Source organism: Streptomyces sp. BK239 (genome assembly GCF_004217285.1).
Classification (GTDB): Bacteria; Actinomycetota; Actinomycetes; order Streptomycetales; family Streptomycetaceae; genus Streptomyces.
In genome coordinates this window covers 1,026,341-1,044,386 of the sequence record NZ_SHKS01000001.1, presented here as the reverse complement: position 1 = coordinate 1,044,386, position 18,046 = coordinate 1,026,341, and the positions used below count along the sequence as shown (strand labels likewise).

General features: G+C 72.6%; 23 protein-coding genes. 2 read left to right on the top strand and 21 right to left on the bottom strand.

Going from position 1 to position 18,046, the window contains the following annotated elements:
* Nucleotides 1–17 precede the first annotated feature (17 nt).
* The 11 genes from lgt to hisI form a co-directional block, all read right to left on the bottom strand.
* Entirely contained in the window at nt 18–1,109 is a 1,092-nt protein-coding gene (gene lgt, locus EV567_RS04575) for a prolipoprotein diacylglyceryl transferase (protein ID WP_130437264.1), read from the bottom strand.
* 86 nt (nt 1,110–1,195) lie between these two features.
* Entirely contained in the window at nt 1,196–1,972 is a 777-nt protein-coding gene (locus EV567_RS04570; protein WP_130437263.1) for a thioredoxin domain-containing protein, read from the bottom strand.
* A 101-nt stretch (nt 1,973–2,073) separates the two neighbouring features.
* Nucleotides 2,074–2,892, bottom strand: coding sequence for a tryptophan synthase subunit alpha (gene trpA / locus EV567_RS04565; protein ID WP_130437574.1), 819 nt, complete (start codon nt 2,890–2,892; stop codon nt 2,074–2,076).
* A gap of 14 nt (nt 2,893–2,906) precedes the next feature.
* Nucleotides 2,907–4,190 carry a tryptophan synthase subunit beta gene (trpB, locus tag EV567_RS04560; RefSeq protein WP_130437262.1) on the bottom strand — a complete coding sequence of 428 codons (1,284 nt, stop codon included), beginning with the start codon at nt 4,188–4,190 and terminating at the stop codon, nt 2,907–2,909.
* A gap of 76 nt (nt 4,191–4,266) precedes the next feature.
* Nucleotides 4,267–4,479 carry a tryptophan biosynthesis modulator TrpM gene (trpM, locus tag EV567_RS28560; protein ID WP_407071566.1) on the bottom strand — a complete coding sequence of 71 codons (213 nt, stop codon included), beginning with the start codon at nt 4,477–4,479 and terminating at the stop codon, nt 4,267–4,269.
* A gap of 34 nt (nt 4,480–4,513) precedes the next feature.
* Nucleotides 4,514–5,323 (bottom strand): indole-3-glycerol phosphate synthase TrpC, encoded by an 810-nt coding sequence (gene trpC, locus EV567_RS04550; protein WP_130437260.1) that lies wholly within the window; start codon nt 5,321–5,323, stop codon nt 4,514–4,516.
* A gap of 139 nt (nt 5,324–5,462) precedes the next feature.
* Entirely contained in the window at nt 5,463–5,945 is a 483-nt protein-coding gene (locus tag EV567_RS04545) for a DUF2752 domain-containing protein (protein WP_130437259.1), read from the bottom strand.
* A gap of 132 nt (nt 5,946–6,077) precedes the next feature.
* Nucleotides 6,078–6,329, bottom strand: coding sequence for an HGxxPAAW family protein (locus tag EV567_RS04540; protein ID WP_130437258.1), 252 nt, complete (start codon nt 6,327–6,329; stop codon nt 6,078–6,080).
* A 159-nt stretch (nt 6,330–6,488) separates the two neighbouring features.
* A complete protein-coding gene (locus EV567_RS04535; RefSeq protein ID WP_130437257.1) occupies nt 6,489–7,142 on the bottom strand; it encodes a TIGR02234 family membrane protein in 654 nt (217 codons plus the stop codon).
* A 120-nt stretch (nt 7,143–7,262) separates the two neighbouring features.
* Nucleotides 7,263–8,750, bottom strand: a complete 1,488-nt coding sequence (locus EV567_RS04530) for an anthranilate synthase component I (RefSeq protein WP_130437256.1) — start codon at nt 8,748–8,750, stop codon at nt 7,263–7,265.
* A gap of 11 nt (nt 8,751–8,761) precedes the next feature.
* A complete protein-coding gene (hisI, locus tag EV567_RS04525) occupies nt 8,762–9,154 on the bottom strand; it encodes a phosphoribosyl-AMP cyclohydrolase (RefSeq protein ID WP_130437255.1) in 393 nt (130 codons plus the stop codon).
* Nucleotides 9,155–9,285: 131 nt separating this feature from the next.
* Here hisI and EV567_RS04520 point away from each other — a divergent pair, with 131 nt between their 5' ends.
* The gene (locus EV567_RS04520) at nt 9,286–9,921 is read left to right on the top strand and encodes a TIGR03085 family metal-binding protein (protein WP_130437254.1); all 636 of its coding nucleotides are present in this window, start codon (nt 9,286–9,288) and stop codon (nt 9,919–9,921) included.
* An 11-nt stretch (nt 9,922–9,932) separates the two neighbouring features.
* The gene (locus EV567_RS04515) at nt 9,933–10,331 is read left to right on the top strand and encodes a VOC family protein (RefSeq protein WP_130437253.1); all 399 of its coding nucleotides are present in this window, start codon (nt 9,933–9,935) and stop codon (nt 10,329–10,331) included.
* 9 nt (nt 10,332–10,340) lie between these two features.
* Here EV567_RS04515 and EV567_RS04510 read toward each other — a convergent pair whose 3' ends face one another.
* The 10 genes from EV567_RS04510 to hisD all read right to left on the bottom strand — a co-directional run bounded on the left by EV567_RS04510 (nt 10,341) and on the right by hisD (nt 18,015).
* On the bottom strand, nt 10,341–11,600 hold the full coding sequence (locus tag EV567_RS04510; RefSeq protein ID WP_242620689.1) for an MFS transporter: 1,260 nt from the start codon (nt 11,598–11,600) through the stop codon (nt 10,341–10,343).
* 16 nt (nt 11,601–11,616) lie between these two features.
* Complete coding sequence (locus EV567_RS04505) at nt 11,617–12,204, bottom strand: transcriptional regulator (RefSeq protein WP_130437252.1); 588 nt, start codon at nt 12,202–12,204, stop codon at nt 11,617–11,619.
* 115 nt (nt 12,205–12,319) lie between these two features.
* Nucleotides 12,320–13,075, bottom strand: a complete 756-nt coding sequence (gene hisF, locus EV567_RS04500; RefSeq protein WP_130437251.1) for an imidazole glycerol phosphate synthase subunit HisF — start codon at nt 13,073–13,075, stop codon at nt 12,320–12,322.
* Entirely contained in the window at nt 13,072–13,467 is a 396-nt protein-coding gene (locus tag EV567_RS04495; protein WP_130437250.1) for a RidA family protein, read from the bottom strand. The genes hisF and EV567_RS04495 overlap by 4 nt, the downstream gene beginning before the upstream one ends.
* Nucleotides 13,464–14,189 carry a bifunctional 1-(5-phosphoribosyl)-5-((5-phosphoribosylamino)methylideneamino)imidazole-4-carboxamide isomerase/phosphoribosylanthranilate isomerase PriA gene (gene priA, locus EV567_RS04490; protein WP_130437249.1) on the bottom strand — a complete coding sequence of 242 codons (726 nt, stop codon included), beginning with the start codon at nt 14,187–14,189 and terminating at the stop codon, nt 13,464–13,466. The genes EV567_RS04495 and priA overlap by 4 nt, the downstream gene beginning before the upstream one ends.
* Nucleotides 14,186–14,836, bottom strand: a complete 651-nt coding sequence (gene hisH, locus EV567_RS04485) for an imidazole glycerol phosphate synthase subunit HisH (protein WP_130437572.1) — start codon at nt 14,834–14,836, stop codon at nt 14,186–14,188. The genes priA and hisH overlap by 4 nt, the downstream gene beginning before the upstream one ends.
* A complete protein-coding gene (locus EV567_RS27765) occupies nt 14,827–14,991 on the bottom strand; it encodes a hypothetical protein (RefSeq protein ID WP_165430299.1) in 165 nt (54 codons plus the stop codon). Before EV567_RS27765 ends, hisH begins: the two co-directional genes overlap by 10 nt.
* A gap of 2 nt (nt 14,992–14,993) precedes the next feature.
* Nucleotides 14,994–15,587, bottom strand: coding sequence for an imidazoleglycerol-phosphate dehydratase HisB (gene hisB, locus EV567_RS04480; RefSeq protein ID WP_130437248.1), 594 nt, complete (start codon nt 15,585–15,587; stop codon nt 14,994–14,996).
* Nucleotides 15,584–16,693: a histidinol-phosphate transaminase gene (locus EV567_RS04475; protein WP_130437247.1), complete on the bottom strand. Its 1,110-nt coding sequence runs from the start codon at nt 16,691–16,693 to the stop codon at nt 15,584–15,586. Before EV567_RS04475 ends, hisB begins: the two co-directional genes overlap by 4 nt.
* Complete coding sequence (gene hisD / locus EV567_RS04470) at nt 16,690–18,015, bottom strand: histidinol dehydrogenase (protein ID WP_130437246.1); 1,326 nt, start codon at nt 18,013–18,015, stop codon at nt 16,690–16,692. Before hisD ends, EV567_RS04475 begins: the two co-directional genes overlap by 4 nt.
* Nucleotides 18,016–18,046 lie beyond the last annotated feature (31 nt).

The following is an 18,046-nucleotide window of genomic DNA, read 5'->3' as shown; positions in this document are numbered from 1 at the left end:
AGCGGGCCGAGCGGCTGTCAGCTCTTCTTGCCGGCGGACTCGGCCTCGGTCCCGGTCCCGGCCTTGTCCTTGTCCTTGGCCTCGGCTTCGGCTTCGGCTTCGGCCTCGGCTTCGGTCTCAGCCTTGGCGTCGGACCCGGTCTTCGTCTTGGCCCCGGTCCCGGACTTCAGCTCTTCCGCCTCGCCGGAAGAGTCGGAAGAAGCGACCTTGTCGGCCTTCTCGGCCTTGTCCGCCTTGCCGGTGTTGTCGGCCTTGTCGGCCTCGCCGTCCCCGGCCGCCTCGCCGTCGAAGGCGGCCTCGGGCTCCACGATCTCCTCGCGGCCCGGGCGCTTCTTCGCCGACACCACGAGGTAGACCACCGCGAGCAGGAACACGATCATCGCGGTCCAGTTGTTGAGCCGCAGACCGAGGATGTGGTGGGCGTCGTCGACGCGCATGTACTCGATCCAGAAGCGGCCTACGCAGTACGCGGCGACGTACAGCGCGAACGCCCGTCCGTGGCCGAGCTTGAAGCGGCGATCGGCCCAGATGACCAGGAGGGCGACGCCGACGCACCACAGCGACTCGTACAGGAACGTCGGGTGGTAGTAACCCGGCACCCGGCCGTCCGCGGCGGAGGTGATGTGCAGGGCCCACGGCAGGTCCGTCTCGCGCCCGTAGAGCTCCTGGTTGAACCAGTTGCCCCAGCGGCCGATGGCCTGGGCGAGGGCGATGCCGGGCGCGATGGCGTCGGCATAGGCGGGCAGCGGGATGCCCCGGCTGCGGCAGCCGATCCACGCGCCCACCGCGCCGAGCGCGATCGCGCCCCAGATGCCGAGGCCGCCCTCCCAGATCTTGAAGGCGTCCACCCAGTCGCGGCCCTCGCTGAAGTACAGCTCGTAGTCCGTGATCACGTGGTAGAGCCGGCCGCCGACCAGGCCGAAGGGCACGGCCCAGACCGCGATGTCGGCCACCGTGCCGGCCCGCCCGCCCCGGGCGATCCAGCGCCTGTTGCCGAGCCAGACCGCGACGAAGACGCCGATGATGATGCAGAACGCGTAGCCGCGCAGCGGGACGGGGCCGAGGTACAGCACTCCGCGCGACGGGCTGGGAATGTAGGCAAGTTCCATGGCAGGGTCGACGCTACCGTGCCGGGCCGGGCGCACGGCAGCCAGCCCGGCTACGGCTGCGTAACAGGCGGGCGGGAGGACCTCCCTCAGCCCTGGTCCGCCTCCTCCACCATCTTCTTGAGCTTCGCGGGCGTCATCGACTGGTCCGCGTAGATGTTCTTGCCGTTGAACAGCACGGTGGGGGTGCCGCCGAAGCCGCCCTTCTGGAAGGCCTCGTTGGACTTCACGACCCAGCTGTTGTGCTTGCCGTCCTCGACGCAGGTGCGGAACGCGGGCGTGTCGAGGCCGTCGACCTTGCCGGCCAGCTTGATCAGCGCGCTGTTGTCGGCGTAGGCGTCGTCGGTCTCGGGCGGCTGGTTGCGGAACAGCACGTCGTGGTAGGCGGGGAACTTCCCGGCGTCCTGGGCGCAGGCGGCGGCGTTGGCGGCGTTCCTGGAGCCGGTGCCGCCCATGTTGCCGTCGATGAGGGTGGCCAGGTGGTACTCCGCCTTGAGCTTGCCGGCCTCGGTCAGTTCGTGGACCGTCGAACGGTAGTTGTTCTCGAAGCCCTTGCAGGCAGGGCAGCGGAAGTCCTCCCACACGGTGAGCGTCGCCTTGGCGTCGTCCGGGCCGACCGGGATCGCCAGGGCGTCCTTGCCCTGGGCGCCCGAGGGCGCCACGACCGGGCCGGCGCTGTCCCGGCCGTCGTCCTTGCCGGCGTTCGCCGCGACCACGCCGATCACCGCCGCCAGGCCCAGCACGCACACCACGCTCGCGGTGACGATCAGCGTCCGGCGCCGGCGCTCCCCGGCCTTCTGCTTCTCGCGCTCGACCGCCAGCCGCTCCCTGGCGGTGCGCTTCCCTTCACGATTCTTCTCGCTCACACCCCGGAAACGAACCGGGGAGGCGCTGCGCGCCTCCCCGGCCCCATGTCCACCCGTTCGAGTGAGCGGACGAGGCGATCTCCGTTGCGGATGCCCCTACGTCACGCCTGGCCGCGCACGCCCTTGGCCAGGTCGCCGGCGAGCGCGCGCACGGCTTCGACGCCGGCCGCGTCGTCCGGGGCGTCCAGCATCCGCTTGACGAAGGCCGAGCCGACGATCACCCCGTCGGCGAAGCCGGCGACCTCGCGGGCCTGTGCCGCGTCGGAGACGCCGAGACCGACGCAGACGGGCAGGCCGCTGCCGGTGGCCCGGGTGCGTTCGACGAGGTCCTGGGCCTGCGCGCCCACCGACTCACGGGTGCCGGTGACGCCCATCAGCGAGGCCGCGTAGACGAAGCCGCTGCCCGCCGCGGTGATCTGCGCGAGCCGCTCGTCCTTGCTGCTGGGCGCCACGACGAAGACCGTCGCCAGGCCGTGCTTCGCGGCGTGCTCCCGCCACAGCGCCGCCTCCTGCACGGGCAGGTCGGGCAGGATCGCCCCGGCCCCGCCCGCCTCGGCGAGCTCCGCGGTGAACCGCTCGACGCCGTAGCGGTCGATGGGGTTCCAGTACGTCATGACGAGCACCGGCTTGCCGGTGGCCGCGTGGGCCTCGCGGACCGTGCGCATCACGTCGGCGATCCTTACGCCGCCGCGCAGGGCGATGTCGTCGGCGGTCTGGATGACCGGTCCGTCCAGGACGGGGTCGCTGTGCGGCAGACCGACCTCGACGACGTCGGCGCCGCCGTCGAAGACGGCCTTGATCGCCTCGATGCCGCCGTCCACGGTCGGGAACCCGGCCGGGAGGTAGGCGATGAGGGCGGCGCGGCCCTCGGCCTTGGCGGCGGCGAGGGTGTCCGTCAACAGCCGGCTGTTTCCGCCGATTGATGCAGCGCCGTTCACTTGGCGTCCCCCTCGATCTCGGCGGTGCCGGAGGCGTCGTCGGCGACCTCCGCGTCGGTGTCGTACAGGCCGAAGTAGCGTGCGGCGGTGTCCATGTCCTTGTCGCCGCGGCCGGAGAGGTTGACGACGATCAGCCCGTCCGGGCCCAGCTCCTTGCCGACCTCCAGGGCGCCGGCCAGCGCGTGGGCGCTCTCGATGGCCGGGATGATGCCCTCGGTGCGCGACAGCAGGCGCAGCGCCTGCATTGCGGCGTCGTCGGTGACCGCGCGGTACTCGCCGCGGCCGGAGTCCTTGAGGTAGGAGTGCTCGGGGCCGATGCCCGGGTAGTCCAGTCCCGCGGAGATGGAGTACGGCTCGGTGATCTGGCCCTCGTCGTCCTGAAGGACGTAGGAGCGGGAGCCGTGGAGGATGCCGGGCTCGCCGGCGGTGAGGGTGGCCGCGTGCTCGCCGGTCTCCACGCCGTGTCCGGCGGGCTCGCAGCCGATGAGGCGTACGCCGGTGTCGGGGATGAAGGCGTGGAAGAGGCCGATGGCGTTGGAGCCGCCGCCGACGCAGGCGACGGCCGCGTCGGGGAGGCGTCCGGCGCGTTCGAGGAGCTGGCGGCGGGCCTCGACGCCGATGACGCGGTGGAAGTCGCGGACCATGGCCGGGAAGGGGTGCGGGCCGGCGACGGTGCCGAACAGGTAGTGGGTGCGGTCGACGTTGGCGACCCAGTCGCGGAAGGCCTCGTTGATGGCGTCCTTGAGGGTGCGGCTGCCGGACTTCACCGCGACGACCTCGGCGCCCAGCATGCGCATCCGGGCCACGTTGAGGGCCTGGCGCCGGGTGTCGATCTCGCCCATGTAGATGGTGCAGTCCAGGCCGAACAGCGCGCAGGCGGTCGCCGTGGCGACGCCGTGCTGTCCCGCGCCGGTCTCGGCGATCACGCGGGTCTTGCCCATGCGCTTGGTGAGCAGGGCCTGGCCGAGCACGTTGTTGATCTTGTGCGAGCCGGTGTGGTTGAGGTCTTCCCGCTTCAGGAAGACCCGTGCGCCACCGGCGTGTTCGGCGAACCGGGGCACCTCGGTGAGGGCGCTGGGGCGGCCGGTGTAGTGGACGAGCAGGTCGTCGAGTTCGCGGGCGAACTCGGGGTCGGCCTTGGCCTTGTCGTACTCGACGGCGACCTCGTCCACGGCGGCGACGAGGGCCTCCGGGATGAACTTGCCGCCGAAGGCGCCGAAGTAGCCTTCGGCGGTGGGGACCCGACCCTCGGGGTCGGGAACGAAGAACTCGCTGGGCATGCGGATACCTCACGGTGAGTGCGTGGAAAGACACTGTTCGCCGTGGGGGCGGGGGTTGTCCGACGACGTCAGGCCGTCAGTGGCTGGTCGCGCCCGCGCGGCGGTAGCCGCACATCGGATGTCGCCCCGCGCCCCTGAAGGGGCGCTGCCATCGACGGCCGTTCACCTGTCCCGGTTCGTCTCCGATGACGTACCTGACCCTGCGGCCGTGCACCCGGCGGGCGGGCGCGCGGCAGCCTCGGGGACGGCAGCCGCGCGCGAGGCGGGCGTACCGGTCCACAGTGGTCATGGTGGGAGTCATCGCCGGCCAGCCTACCGAAAGTTCAGCCGCGGCCGTGCCGCAGTGCCGGGTGCTCGCCCGCGGCGACCAGGTCGGCGACCGCCGTCCTGGGGTCGCGGCCGGTGACGAGGGACTCGCCGACCAGGACCGCGTCGGCGCCGGCGTTGGCGTACGCGATGAGGTCGTGCGGGCCTCGGACGCCGGACTCGGCGATCTTGACGATGTGGTCGGGGATCTCGGGGGCGACCCGGTCGAAGGTGCCCCGGTCGACCTCCAGCGTCTTCAGGTTGCGCGCGTTGACGCCGATCACCTTGGCGCCCGCGTCCACCGCGCGCTCGACCTCGTCCTCGTCGTGGACCTCGACGAGCGGGGTGAGGCCGATGGAGACGGCGCGCTCGATCAGCGACTCCAGGGCCGGCTGGTCGAGGGCGGCGACGATCAGCAGCGCGAGGTCGGCGCCGTAGGCGCGGGCCTCCCAGAGCTGGTACGAGGTGACGATGAAGTCCTTGCGCAGCACGGGGATGTCCACGCGCGCGCGGACCGCCTCGAGGTCGGCCAGCGAGCCGCCGAAGCGGCGCTGTTCGGTGAGGACGGAGATGACGGCCGCGCCGCCCGCCTCGTAGTCGGCGGCCAGTGCGGCCGGGTCGGCGATCGCGGCCAGCGCGCCCTTGGACGGGCTGGAGCGCTTGACCTCGCAGATCACCTTGACGCCGTCGCCCCTGAGCGCGGCGACCCCGTCCTTGGCGGCGGGAGCCTTCGCCGCGCGCTCCTTGAGCTCGTCGAGGCTCACGCGCGCCTGCCGCTCCGCGAGGTCGGCACGGACTCCGTCGATGATCTCGTCGAGCACACTCACGCGAGCGGCCCCCTTCCAGACGGGTGACAGTTCGGGCGACCAGTGGAAGCCCCTTGGCCACTGCGATGGTATCCGGAGGAACCCGAAGGCCTCACATCCGCTTGACAGCGGTCCCACCACCTGGACGTTCGCCCGGCGATCACGGATGCAGCCAGCCGCCGAACGGCAGGTTCCGGACAATCGTGAAGACCACGAGCGCCGCGCCCAGCGCCCACTGGTGGGCCGGCCGGAGGTCGAGGCGGACGGGGCGTCCGCGGGCCGCGCGGACCACCCAGACGGTCCACAGCGCGGCGAGGAGCGGGTAGGCGGCCACGGCGAGCGCGTTGGCGTGCAGGGCGGTCACGAGGTCGCCGTGGACGAGGGCGTGCGCGCCGCGCAGGCCGCCGCAGCCGGGGCAGTACAGGCCGGTGAACCTCAGGAGCGGGCAGACCGGGTAGTGGCCGGGCTCGTTGGGGTCGACGGCCCCGACGTAGGCGAAGGCGGCGGCGACGGCCGCGAGGAGGGCGGCGGGCACGGCCAGCCGTCCGAGGACGGACCCCCGGGCCGGGGCCGTCGCGGGGAGCGGCGGGAGCGGCGGGGGCGGCGGTGTCACGCTGCGGCTGTCGGCGGTCACGCCTGGCATTGTGCCCCGGCCGGACGGCACACGCGCGTGAGGGACGGCCCGGCCGCCCGGGTCGCGCACACGCGTGAGGGGCGGCCGGTCGCTCACCGGCCGCCCCTCATCGCGGTTCACAGGTCCTGACGGCGGCCCGGATCAGCTCTCGGCGGTGGCCGGGGCGGGGCGGGCCGCGACCTTGTGCACCGGGTGGACCTCCTTGGGCTGGCCGAGGCCCATCGCGCGCATCACGGCGCCGACGACGCCGCCGAGGACGACGATCACCATGCCGGCCCAGAAGCCCAGCGGCTGGGCCATCACCATGAACGCGCCCGCGACGCAGAAACCGATGAAGGCGATGGTGACACCGGTCCAGGCGGCCGGGGTGTGTCCGTGGCTGCTGCCCGCCATGACTTTGCTCCTCGTTGCTGTCTGTGGTTCGCACGTGTGGCACGTGTCCGAGCCGGAGGCTCGCCGTCCATTGTCCCGTACGCGTGCGCGTGGCGGATGCGGGGGTCGGTTCCCGGGGCGTCTGATTCGCCACACCGGGGACCGCGGGGGCGGCCGGTCTCAGGCGGGGCCCGTGCCGGTGGGGTCCTCGCCGCGGTCCAGTGCCTTCCAGATCTCCTCGGGCCGGTCCGGGTCGCCGGCGGCCGGGGTCCTGCGGCGCGGGCGAGGGGCGTTGCCGCGCTCGTAGCGGCCGGACATGGCGGGCCACAGGCTGCCGTAGCGCAGGGCGAGCAGTCCGGCCAGGAGGATCAGGGCGCCGCCCACGGCGGCGGCGTAGGGCCAGCCGGTGTGGGTGAGGGAGGCGACGGTGGCGGAGGTGTCGCCGGAGGCCTGGGCGGCCTTCTCGTCGAGCGCGGAGCTGTCGGAGGCGCCGATCAGGGCGGCGGCGACGATCCCGGCGCCGGAGAGCGCGAGCAGGACGGCGACCGCGAAGCGGCCGGCCCTGCGGACGGCGAAGACGGCGACGAGCGCGGCGAGGCCCACTATCGCGAGCGCGGCGGGGACGCCGGTGACGTCGCTGCCCTGGGCGGTCAGGGAGAAGTCGCCGCCGGGCACCGTCACCGTGCCCTGCGACCAGCGCTGCCGGGTGGCGAGCAGGGTCACGGCCGCGCCCAGCGCACCGCACAGCAGGGCGAGGGCGAGACTCCGGCGGCCGGACCGGGCGGGGGCGGCGGCTTCGGATCGGGGGGGAGGAACAGCAGTCACGTACCCCACTATCGCCTGAACCCCGCCCGTTCCGTCACCCGGGGTTGCGTGAGAAGCACCCCACTCGTCGCGGAAAGCGCCTACTTCCGCGCCTGCCCCCAGGCCTGCCCCGCGCCTACCCCCGCGCGCCTACTTCCCCAGCCGGTTCGCGGTGTGCACCGCGCGCAGGACGGCGGCGGCCTTGTTGCGGCACTCCTGGTCCTCCGCTACCGGGTCGGAGTCGGCGACGATCCCGGCGCCGGCCTGGACGTAGGCGGTGCCGTCGCGCAGCAGGGCGGTGCGGATGGCGATGGCGGTGTCGGAGTCGCCGGCGAAGTCGAGGTAGCCGACGCAGCCGCCGTACAGGCCACGCCGGGAGGGCTCCAGTTCGTCGATGATCTGCATGGCGCGGGGCTTGGGCGCGCCGGAGAGGGTGCCGGCGGGGAAGCAGGCGGTGAGGACGTCGAAGGCGGTGCGGCCGGGCGCGACCTTGCCGGTGACGGTCGAGACGATGTGCATGACGTGGGAGTACCGCTCGACGGACATGAAGTCGACGACCTCCACCGAGCCGGGCTCGCAGACGCGCCCGAGGTCGTTGCGGCCGAGGTCGACGAGCATCAGGTGCTCGGCGCGCTCCTTGGGGTCGGCGAGGAGTTCGTCGGCGAGGGCCTGGTCCTCCTGCGGGGTGGCCCCGCGGTGCCGGGTGCCGGCGATGGGGTGGACCATGGCCCGCCCGTCCTCGACCTTGACCAGGGCTTCCGGGCTGGAGCCCACGATGTCGAAGCCGTCGAGGCGGATCAGGTACATGTACGGGGAGGGGTTGGTGGCCCGCAGCACCCGGTAGACGTCCAGGGCGCTCGCCGTGCACGGCGTCTCGAAGCGCTGGGAGGGGACGACCTGGAAGGCCTCGCCCGCGCGGATGCGCTCCTTGACGTCCTCGACGGCCGCCCGGAAGTCGGGGCCGCCCCACAGGGCGGTGAACTCGGGCAGTTCGGAGGGCGGCAGGACGGCGGGCGGCTGGGCGACCGGGCGGGAGAGGTCGGCCTCCATGGCGTCGAGGCGGGCGACCGCGTCGGCGTGGGCCTCGTCGACGCCGGTGTCGAGGTCGTTGTGGTTGATCGCGTTGGCGATCAGCAGGACCGAGCCCTCCCAGTGGTCCATGACGGCGAGGTCGCTGGTGAGGAGCATGGTCAGCTCGGGCAGCCGCAGGTCGTCGCGTTCGCCGGGGCCGATCTTCTCCAGGCGGCGGACGATGTCGTAGCCGAGGTAGCCGACCATGCCGCCGGTGAAGGGCGGCAGGCCCTCCTGGTGGGGGGTGTGCAGGGCCTCGATGGTGGCGCGCAGGGCGGCGAGGGGGTCGCCGTCGACGGGCACGCCGACGGGCGGCGCGCCGAGCCAGTGCGCCTGGCCGTCGCGGGCGGTGAGGGTCGCGGAGGACCGCACGCCGACGAAGGAGTACCGAGACCACTGAAACGCCGTGCGGCCGTTCTCCGCGGACTCCAGCAGGAAGGTGCCTGGGCGCTCGGCGGCGAGCTTGCGGTAGAGCGCGACGGGGGTGTCGCCGTCGGCGAGGAGCTTGCGGGTGACCGGGATGACCCGCCGGTCGGTGGCGAGCTTGCGGAACGTCTCGAGGTCCATGGCGGCTGACCTTACTGATCCTGGGCGGTGACGCCGGAATCGGCGGTCGTCAGGAGCACGTCGGCGTCGAAGCAGGTGCGGTCGCCGGTGTGGCAGGCGGCGCCGACCTGGTCGACCCGGACCAGCACGGTGTCGGCGTCGCAGTCGAGGGCGACGGACTTCACCCACTGGAAGTGGCCGGAGGTGTCGCCCTTGACCCAGTACTCCTGACGGCTGCGGGACCAGTAGGTGCAGCGGCCGGTGGTGAGGGTGCGGTGCAGCGCCTCGTCGTCCATCCAGCCGAGCATGAGCACCTCACCGGTGTCGTACTGCTGGGCGATGGCGGGGACGAGCCCGTCGGGGCTGCGCCTGAGGCGCGCGGCGATCTCCGGGTCGAGGCTGCTGCGGGAGGGCGTGCTGGTCATGCGGCCATTGTGCCGCGCGCCGGTGACAGTCCCCGGCCGGTGTCCACTGGATGGGCACGGCGGCGCCCGGACCGGGTCCCCGGCCGGAGTGACGGGTGGGCGGACCCGTCGCACGGTCGTAGGCTGACGGCATGTCGACTTTCGCCAAGCGTGAACGGCTCCTTCTCGCCGACCTCTTGGAAACCGCGGGCCCCACCGCGCCGACCCTGTGCGAGGGCTGGCAGACCCGTGACCTGGCCGCACACGTCGTGGTGCGCGAGCGGCGGCCGGACGCCGCCGGGGGTCTGCTCATCAAACAGCTGGCGTCCCGGCTGGACAGGACGATGGAGGAGTTCGCCGCCAAGCCGTACGCGGAGCTGATCCAGTTGATCCGTACCGGGCCGCCGCGGTTCTCGCCCTTCCAGCTGAAGCCGGTCGACGAGGCGGCCAACACGGTCGAGTTCTACGTCCACACCGAGGACGTGCGTCGTGCGCAGCCGGACTGGTCGGCACGCGAGCTCGACCCGGTGTTCCAGGACGCGCTGTGGTCGCGGCTGGAGCGCACGGCCCGGCTGACGGGCCGCTCGGCCCCGACCGGGCTGGTGCTGCGCCGCCCGGACGGCCGTACGGCGGTCGCCAACCGCGGCACGCCGGTGGTGACGGCGACCGGCGAGCCGTCGGAGCTGCTGCTGTTCCTGTACGGCCGGCAGGGCGCCGCCCAGGTGGACCTGGCCGGCGACCACGAGGCGATCACCAGGCTGCGGGGCGGCAAGCAGCTCGGTATCTGAGAGGACGAGCCGTGATCAAGGTCGCCATGACGAGCGTGTACGTCGACGACGTCGCCGAGGCCCACGCGTTCTACACGCGCGTGCTGGGGTTCGAGACCCGTATGCACATGGATCTCGGCGGCGGCGCCCTGTTCGTCACCGTGGGCGCGCCCGAGGGGGCCCAGCCGGATCTCCAGTTGCTGCTGGAGCCCGGCCAGGGGCCCATCGCGGAGCCGTACCGGGCGGCGCTGCGGGCGGCGGAGCTGCCCTGCATCGTCTTCTCGGTGGACGACATCCACGCGGAGTACGAGCGTCTGCGCGGCCTCGGCGTCCGGTTCGCGCAGACGCCGAGGGAGCAGGGGCCGGTGATCTCGGCCGTCCTGGACGACACGGTCGGCAACTTCGTGCAGCTGGCCCAGCCGAAGGAGTAGCTGTCCGGGTCAGCCGGGGAGTTCGGCGCGGCGCAGGGCGGGGACCGTTAGGGCCACGACGCCGCCGAGCGCGCAGACGGCCGCGCTGACGGCGAACACCGGTCCGGTGCCCCAGACCTGGACCGCGGCGGCGGACACCGGCATGCTCAGCGGGGCGAGGCCCAGGCTGACCAGCCCGGACAGGGCGGTGACGCGACCGAGGAAGGCGGGGTCGGACTGGGTCTGGAGCAGGGCCCCGCACAGGGCGCCGCTGAGCCCCGCCAGGAGTCCCACCGCCAGCGCGGCCCCGACGGCCCCGGCGACGGTCGGCACCCGGGCGAGGGCGGCGATGGCCACCGAGCCCGCGATGATGGCGGCGCCCGCGACCAGGCCGGCACGCGGCACACGTCCGCGCACGGTCAGAAGCAGCGAGACCCCGCCCGCGCCGGCGCCGAACGCGGCGAGGATCCAGCCCATGCCGGCGGCGCCCCAGCCGCGCTCGTCGGCGAGCAGGGTGAGACCCACGTTGAGGGGGCCGACGAACCCCAGGTCGCCGAGGGCGATGGCCAGCATCAGGGGCGCGAGGACGGGGTGCCGGCGGACGTGACCGAGGCCGCCCGCGAGGTCGCGCCAGGCGGTGGAGCGTCGCTCGCCGACGTCGGACGCTTCGTCCAGGGGAGGTTTCGCGACCCGGAGGGTCACCAGCAGCGGCAGGGACACGGCGATCAGCAGCCCCGCGACGGCGAAGGCGGCCGCCGCCCCGCCCATCGCGACGGCGAGGCCGCCGAGCGGGGCGCCGACGACGTTGGCGGCGCGGACCGCGAGCCCGCGCATGCCCTGTACCCGGGCGAGCTGCCCCTTGCCGGTGAGCCGCGCCGGCAGTGCGCCCACCGCGGGCAGGAACAACGCGTCGACGGCCCCGAACACCAGGGCGAGCAATGCGAGGAGCCACAGCCCGGGGCTGGCGAGGAACATCAGCGCGGCGACGGCGAGCGCGGCCGCGCACCGCAGGGCGTCGCTGCCGATGACGACCCTGCGCGGCCCCAGCCGGTCGACGATGACTCCCCCGCCCAGCAGGAGCAGCGCCCGGGGCACGGCACTGACCGTCATCACCACCCCGGCCTCGGCGGGCGTCCCCTGCTGCACCGCCGCCCAGGAAAGAGCGAGGTAGTACACCCCGTCCCCGACCATGGAGGCCGTGTAGGCGCCGACCCAGCGCAACACGTTGCCGTCCCGATGAGCGGGCCGTTCGTCGACCGGCTCGGCCGCAGCGGTGACCGTGGACGCCACGAGGGGACCTCTCTTCTCAGCCACGGAAGGGGAATCCGTACGCGTGCAGCGCCACGTTCTCGCGCCCCTCGACGTCACCGGCGGCTTCGGCCGCCCGGCCCTTCTCGTCGTACTTGCGGGCGAGAGCGAGCAGTTCCTCGCGCAGCTCGCCGAGTTCGGCGGCGGTCAGCCTCAGGAGGGACTCGCTGTCGAGAGCGGCGGAGTTCCACTCGGCGCTCCAGGCGGGCCGTTCGTCCAGGTAACGGCGGTAGAGGTCGACGCGCTGCTCGTGGAAGAGCCGGGTGGCCGCCAGATGCGCGGCCGTCCGCTCGGGGGCGTCGCGGAAGTCCTCGTCGCGAATGCTGACGCCTTGTGAGGCCGGCCGCCACCACCGCTCCCGTCCGTCCCCGCTCGCCGTCTCGGCCTCCTCGATCAGTCCGTGCTCGGCCAGCTTGCGCAGGTGATAGCTGACGAGGGAGACGGCTTCGTCGACCTGGTCGGCCAGCTGGGAGGCGGTCGCCGAGCGGGCCACGCACAGCCCGCGGTACAGCTGCATCCGCAGTGGATGGGCCAAGGCTTTGAGGGTGCCCAGATCGGTGATGGAGCGGTTCCCCTTGCTCGTCATACCGCGAGACTAGATGCGAAGGAAAAGTTGCGCAATGAATTTTGCGCAAATTATCTTTTGTAAAGGTCGTTGAGTAAGCCCCGGTCACCAGGTGGCCGGGGCTTGCTCATGGGTGTCAGCGGATCGGGTGGCCCGCCTCGCGGAGGGACTGCTTGACCTCGTTGATGCGGAGGTCGCCGAAGTGGAAGACCGAGGCCGCCAGGACCGCGTCCGCGCCCGCTTCGACGGCCGGGGGGAAGTCGGTGAGGCGGCCGGCGCCGCCGGAGGCGATCACCGGGAGGGTGACGTGCTTGCGGACGGCGGCGATCATCTCCAGGTCGTAGCCGTCCTTCGTGCCGTCGGCGTCCATCGAGTTCAGCAGGATCTCGCCCGCGCCCAGTTCGGCCGCCCGGTGCGCCCACTCGACGGCGTCGATGCCGGTGCCCTTGCGTCCGCCGTGGGTGGTCACCTCGAAGGAGCCGGAGGCGGTGCGGCGGGCGTCGACCGAGAGGACCAGCACCTGGCTGCCGAAGCGCTCGGCGATCTCGCGGATCAGGTCCGGGCGGGCGATCGCCGCGGTGTTGACGCCGACCTTGTCCGCGCCGGCCCGCAGCAGCTTGTCGACGTCCTCCGGGGTGCGCACCCCGCCGCCGACGGTGAGCGGGATGAACACCTGCTCGGCGGTGCGGCGCACCACGTCGTAGGTGGTCTCGCGGTTGCCCGACGAGGCGGTGATGTCCAGGAACGTCAGCTCGTCGGCGCCCTCGGCGTCGTACACCTTGGCCATCTCGACGGGGTCGCCCGCGTCGCGCAGGTTCTGGAAGTTGACGCCCTTGACGACCCGGCCGTCGTCGACGTCCAGGCAGGGAATGACGCGTACGGCCAGGGTCATGCCGGGGCTCCTCGGAATGCCTCCACCTCGACCTCGACGACCAGGCTCGGGTCCACGAAGCCGGAGACGATGATCATCGATGCGGCGGGGCGGACGGCGTCGAACAGCTCCTTGTGCGCGCGTCCGACCTCCTCCACGTCCCGCGCGTGGGTGAGGTACATGCGCGTGCGCACCACGTCGTCCCGCCCGAGGCCCAGCTCCGCCAGGGCCGAGAGGGCGACGTTGAAGGCGTTGACGGTCTGCTCGTAGGGACCGCCCCCGGCGATCTGGCCGTCCACTATCGAGGTGCATCCCGAGACGAGCACCAGGCCGCTCGGCAGTTCCACGGCTCGTGAGTACCCGAAGACGTCCTCCCAGGGCGCGCCGGTGGTGACGCGTCGCAGACCGCTCACCGGGCCACCGCCTCAAGGGCCTCTTCCAGGGTGAACGCCTTCGCGTAGAGCGCCTTGCCGACGATCGCCCCCTCGACACCGAGCGGCACGAGTTCGGCGATGGCGCGCAGGTCGTCGAGGGACGACACGCCGCCGGAGGCGACCACGGGGCGGTCGGTCGCGGCGCACACGTTCCTCAGCAGCTCCAGGTTCGGTCCCTGGAGGGTGCCGTCCTTGGCGATGTCGGTGACCACGTACCGCGCGCAGCCCTCCGCGTCGAGGCGCTCCAGCGTCTCGTAGAGGTCGCCGCCGTCGCGGGTCCAGCCCCGGCCGCGCAGGGTCGTGCCGCGTACGTCGAGACCGACGGCGATCTTGTCGCCGTGCTCGGCGATGACCTTGGCGACCCACTCGGGGGTCTCCAGGGCGGCCGTGCCCAGGTTGACCCGGGTGCAGCCGGTGGCGAGGGCGGCGGCGAGGGTGTCGTCGTCGCGGATGCCGCCGGACAGCTCCACCTTGATGTCCATCGCCTTGGCGACCTCCGCGATCAGCTCGCGGTTGTCCCCCGTGCCGAACGCGGCGTCGAGGTCGACCAGGTGCAGCCACTCGGCGCCGGACCGCTGCCAGGCGAGGGCGGCCTCCAGCGGGGAGCCGTAGGAGGTCTCGGTGCCGGACTCGCCGTGGACCAGGCGGACGGCCTGGCCGTCGCGGACGTCGACGGCGGGGAGGAGTTCGAGCTTGCTCACAGGGTTCCGATCCAGTTGGTGAGGAGCTGGGCTCCGGCGTCGCCGGACTTCTCGGGGTGGAACTGGGTGGCCCACAGGGCGCCGTTCTCCACGGCGGCCACGAACGGCTTGCCGTGCGTCGACCAGGTCACCTTGGGCGCCCGCATCGCCGGGTTGTGCGCCTCCAGGGACCAGTCGTGGACGGCGTAGGAGTGCACGAAGTAGAAGCGGGCGTCGGCGTCCAGGCCGGCGAAGAGCTCGGAATCGGCGGGCGCGTCGACGGTGTTCCAGCCCATGTGCGGGACGATCTCGGCCTGGAGCGGCTCGACCGCGCCGGGCCACTCGTCGAGGCCCTCGGTCTCCACGCCGTGCTCGATGCCGCGCGCGAACAGGATCTGCATGCCGACGCAGATGCCCATGACCGGGCGCCCGCCGGACAGCCGGCGGTCCACGATCCAGTCGCCGCGCGCCTCGCGCAGGCCCTTCATGCAGGCAGCGAAGGCGCCGACGCCCGGCACCAAGAGCCCGTCGGCGTTCATCGCGGTGTCGAAGTCACGGGTGATCTCGACGTCGGCCCCGGTGCGCGCGAGGGCGCGCTCGGCGGAACGGACGTTGCCGAAGCCGTAGTCGAAGACCACGACCTTTTTACTCGCGGTGCTCAACTCCAGACCTCCAGCCGCATGACGCCGGCGACGAGGCACATCGCGGCGCCGATGGAGAGCAGCACGATGAGGCTCTTGGGCATCTGCTGCTTGACGAAGGAATAGACGCCGCCGGCGAGGAAGAGGCCGACGACGATCAGCAGGGTGGACAGTCCGGTCATGCCTACAGCGCGCCCTTCGTGGACGGGAGGATGCCGGCCGCGCGCGGGTCCCGCTCGGACGCGTAGCGCAGGGCCCGGGCCAGTGCCTTGAACTGGCACTCCACGATGTGGTGCGCGTTGCGCCCGTAGGGCACGTGCACGTGCAGCGCGATCTGCGCCTGGGCGACGAAGGACTCCAGGATGTGCCGGGTCATGGTGGTGTCGTACTCGCCGATCATCGGCGCCATCTTCTCGGGCTCGGTGTGCACGAGGTAGGGGCGGCCGGAGAGGTCGACGGTGACCTGGGCGAGGGACTCGTCCAGCGGGACCGTGCAGTTGCCGAAGCGGTAGATGCCCACCTTGTCGCCGAGGGCCTGCCGGAAGGCGGCGCCGAGCGCGAGCGCGGTGTCCTCGATGGTGTGGTGGGAGTCGATGTGCAGGTCGCCGTCGGTCTTGACGGTGAGGTCGAACAGACCGTGCCGGCCGAGCTGGTCGAGCATGTGGTCGTAGAAGCCGACGCCGGTGGCGATGTCGGTCTTCCCGGTGCCGTCGAGGTCGATCTCGACCAGGACGGCCGTCTCCTTGGTCGTACGCTCCACGCGTCCAACGCGAGTCATGAACCCTGCTCCTTCTTGATCTCCCGGACCGCGTCGAGGAACGCGTCGTTCTCTTCGGGCGTGCCGGCGGTGACCCGCAGCCACCCGGGCACGCCGTTGTCCCGGACCAGGACGCCCCGGTCGAGGATCTTCCGCCAGACGTCGTGGGCGTCGTCGAACCGGCCGAACTGCACGAAGTTGGCGTCCGAGGCGGTCACCTCGTAGCCGAGGGCCAGCAGTTCGCCGACCAGGCGGTCCCGCTCCCCCTTCAGCTGCTCGACGTACTTCAGCAGTGTGCCGGTGTGCTCCAGCGCGGCCAGGGCGGTCGCCTGCGTGACGGCCGACAGGTGGTAGGGCAGCCGGACCAGCTGCACGGCGTCCACGACGGCCGGGTGCGCGGCGAGGTAGCCGAGGCGCAGTCCGGCCGCGCCGAAGGCCTTGGACATCGTGCGGGAGACGACGAGATTCGGCCGGTCTTCGAGCAGCGGCAGCAGCGAGTCGCCGTGGCTGAACTCGATGTACGCCTCGTCCACGATCACCATGGACGGCTTGGCGGCCTGCGCCGCCTCGTACAGGGCGAGGACGGTCTCGGCCGGGACGGCGGTGCCGGTGGGGTTGTTGGGGGTGGTGACGAAGACGACGTCGGGCCGGTGCTCCGCGATGGCCTTCCGCGCGGCGGCGACGTCGATGGTGAAGTCGTCGTGGCGCGGGCCGGAGATCCAGCCGGTGCCGGTGCCGCGCGCGATGAGGCCGTGCATCGAGTACGACGGCTCGAAGCCGATCGCGCTGCGGCCGGGCCCGCCGAAGGTCTGCAGCAGTTGCTGGATGACCTCGTTGGAGCCGTTGGCCGCCCAGACGTTGGCGAGCCCGACCTCGTACCCGGAGGTGTCGGTGAGGTATTCGGCGAGCCGGGTGCGCAGTTCGACGGCGTCGCGGTCCGGGTAGCGGTTGAGGTCCCGGGCGGCCTCGCGCACCCGCTCGGCGATCCGCTCGACCAGCGGCTCGGGCAGCGGGTAGGGGTTCTCGTTGGTGTTCAGCCGTACGGGGACGTCCAACTGGGGCGCGCCGTAGGGGGACTTGCCGCGCAGCTCGTCCCGTACGGGAAGATCGTCGATTCCGAGGTTCACTTGCTCGTCGGTACCTTCCAGCCGAACCTTGCCTTGATCGCCGCGCCGTGCGCCGGCAGGTCCTCCGCCTCCGCCAGCGTGACCACGTGGTGCGCGACGTCGGCCAGCGCCTCGCGCGTGTAGTCGACGATGTGGATGCCGCGCAGGAAGGACTGCACGGACAGGCCGGAGGAGTGGCAGGCGCAGCCGCCGGTGGGCAGGACGTGGTTGGAGCCGGCGGCGTAGTCGCCGAGGGAGACCGGGGCCCAGGGGCCGACGAAGACCGCGCCGGCGTTGCGCACCCGGGCGGCGACGGCGGCCGCGTCGGCGGTCTGGATCTCCAGGTGCTCCGCGCCGTAGGCGTCGACGACCCGCAGGCCCTCCTCGACGCCGTCGACGAGGACGATCGCGGACTGCCGGCCCTCGAGGGCGGGGACGATCCGGTCGTCGATGTGCCGGGTGGCCGCGACCTGCGGCTGCAGCTCCTTCTCGACCGCGTCCGCCAGCTCGACGGAGTCGGTGACCAGCACGGCGGCGGCCAGCGGGTCGTGCTCGGCCTGGCTGATGAGGTCGGCGGCGACGTGCACCGGGTCGGCCGTGGAGTCGGCGAGGACCGCGATCTCGGTCGGGCCGGCCTCGGCGTCGATGCCGATCTTGCCGGTGAAGTAGCGCTTGGCTGCGGCGACCCAGATGTTGCCGGGCCCGGTGACCATGTTGGCGGGCGGGCAGGACTCGGTGCCGTGCGCGAACATCGCGACGGCGGTCGCGCCGCCCGCGGCGTACACCTCGTCGACGCCGAGCAGGGCGCACGCGGCGAGGATCGTCGGGTGGGGCAGGCCGCCGAAGTCGGCCTGCGCCGGGGAGGCGAGCGCGATGGACCCGACGCCGGCCTCCTGGGCCGGGACGACGTTCATCACCACGGAGGACGGGTAGACCGACCGCCCGCCGGGCGCGTACAGCCCGACGCGGTCCACGGGGACCCACTTCTCGGTCACGGTGCCGCCCGGCACGACCTGGGTGGTGTGCGTCTCACGGCGCTGCGCGCGGTGGACGAGGCGGGCGCGGCGGACGGACTCCTCCAAGGCCGCGCGCACGGCCGGGTCGAGTTCCTCAAGCGCGCGCTTGAGGGCCTCGGCGGGCACTCGCACCTGGTCGAGGCGGACCCCGTCGAACTTCTCGGCGAAGTCGATCAGTGCCGCGTCGCCCCGATGATGCACGGCCTCGCAGATCGGGCGCACCTTCTCCAGGGCGGCCGAGACGTCGAAGTCGGCTCGGGGCAGCAGGTCGCGCAGGGCGGGGCCCTCGGGGAGGGCGTCGCCGCGCAGATCGATTCGGGAGAGCACGTCGTCAATTGTCTCAGACCGGAATCGGGGG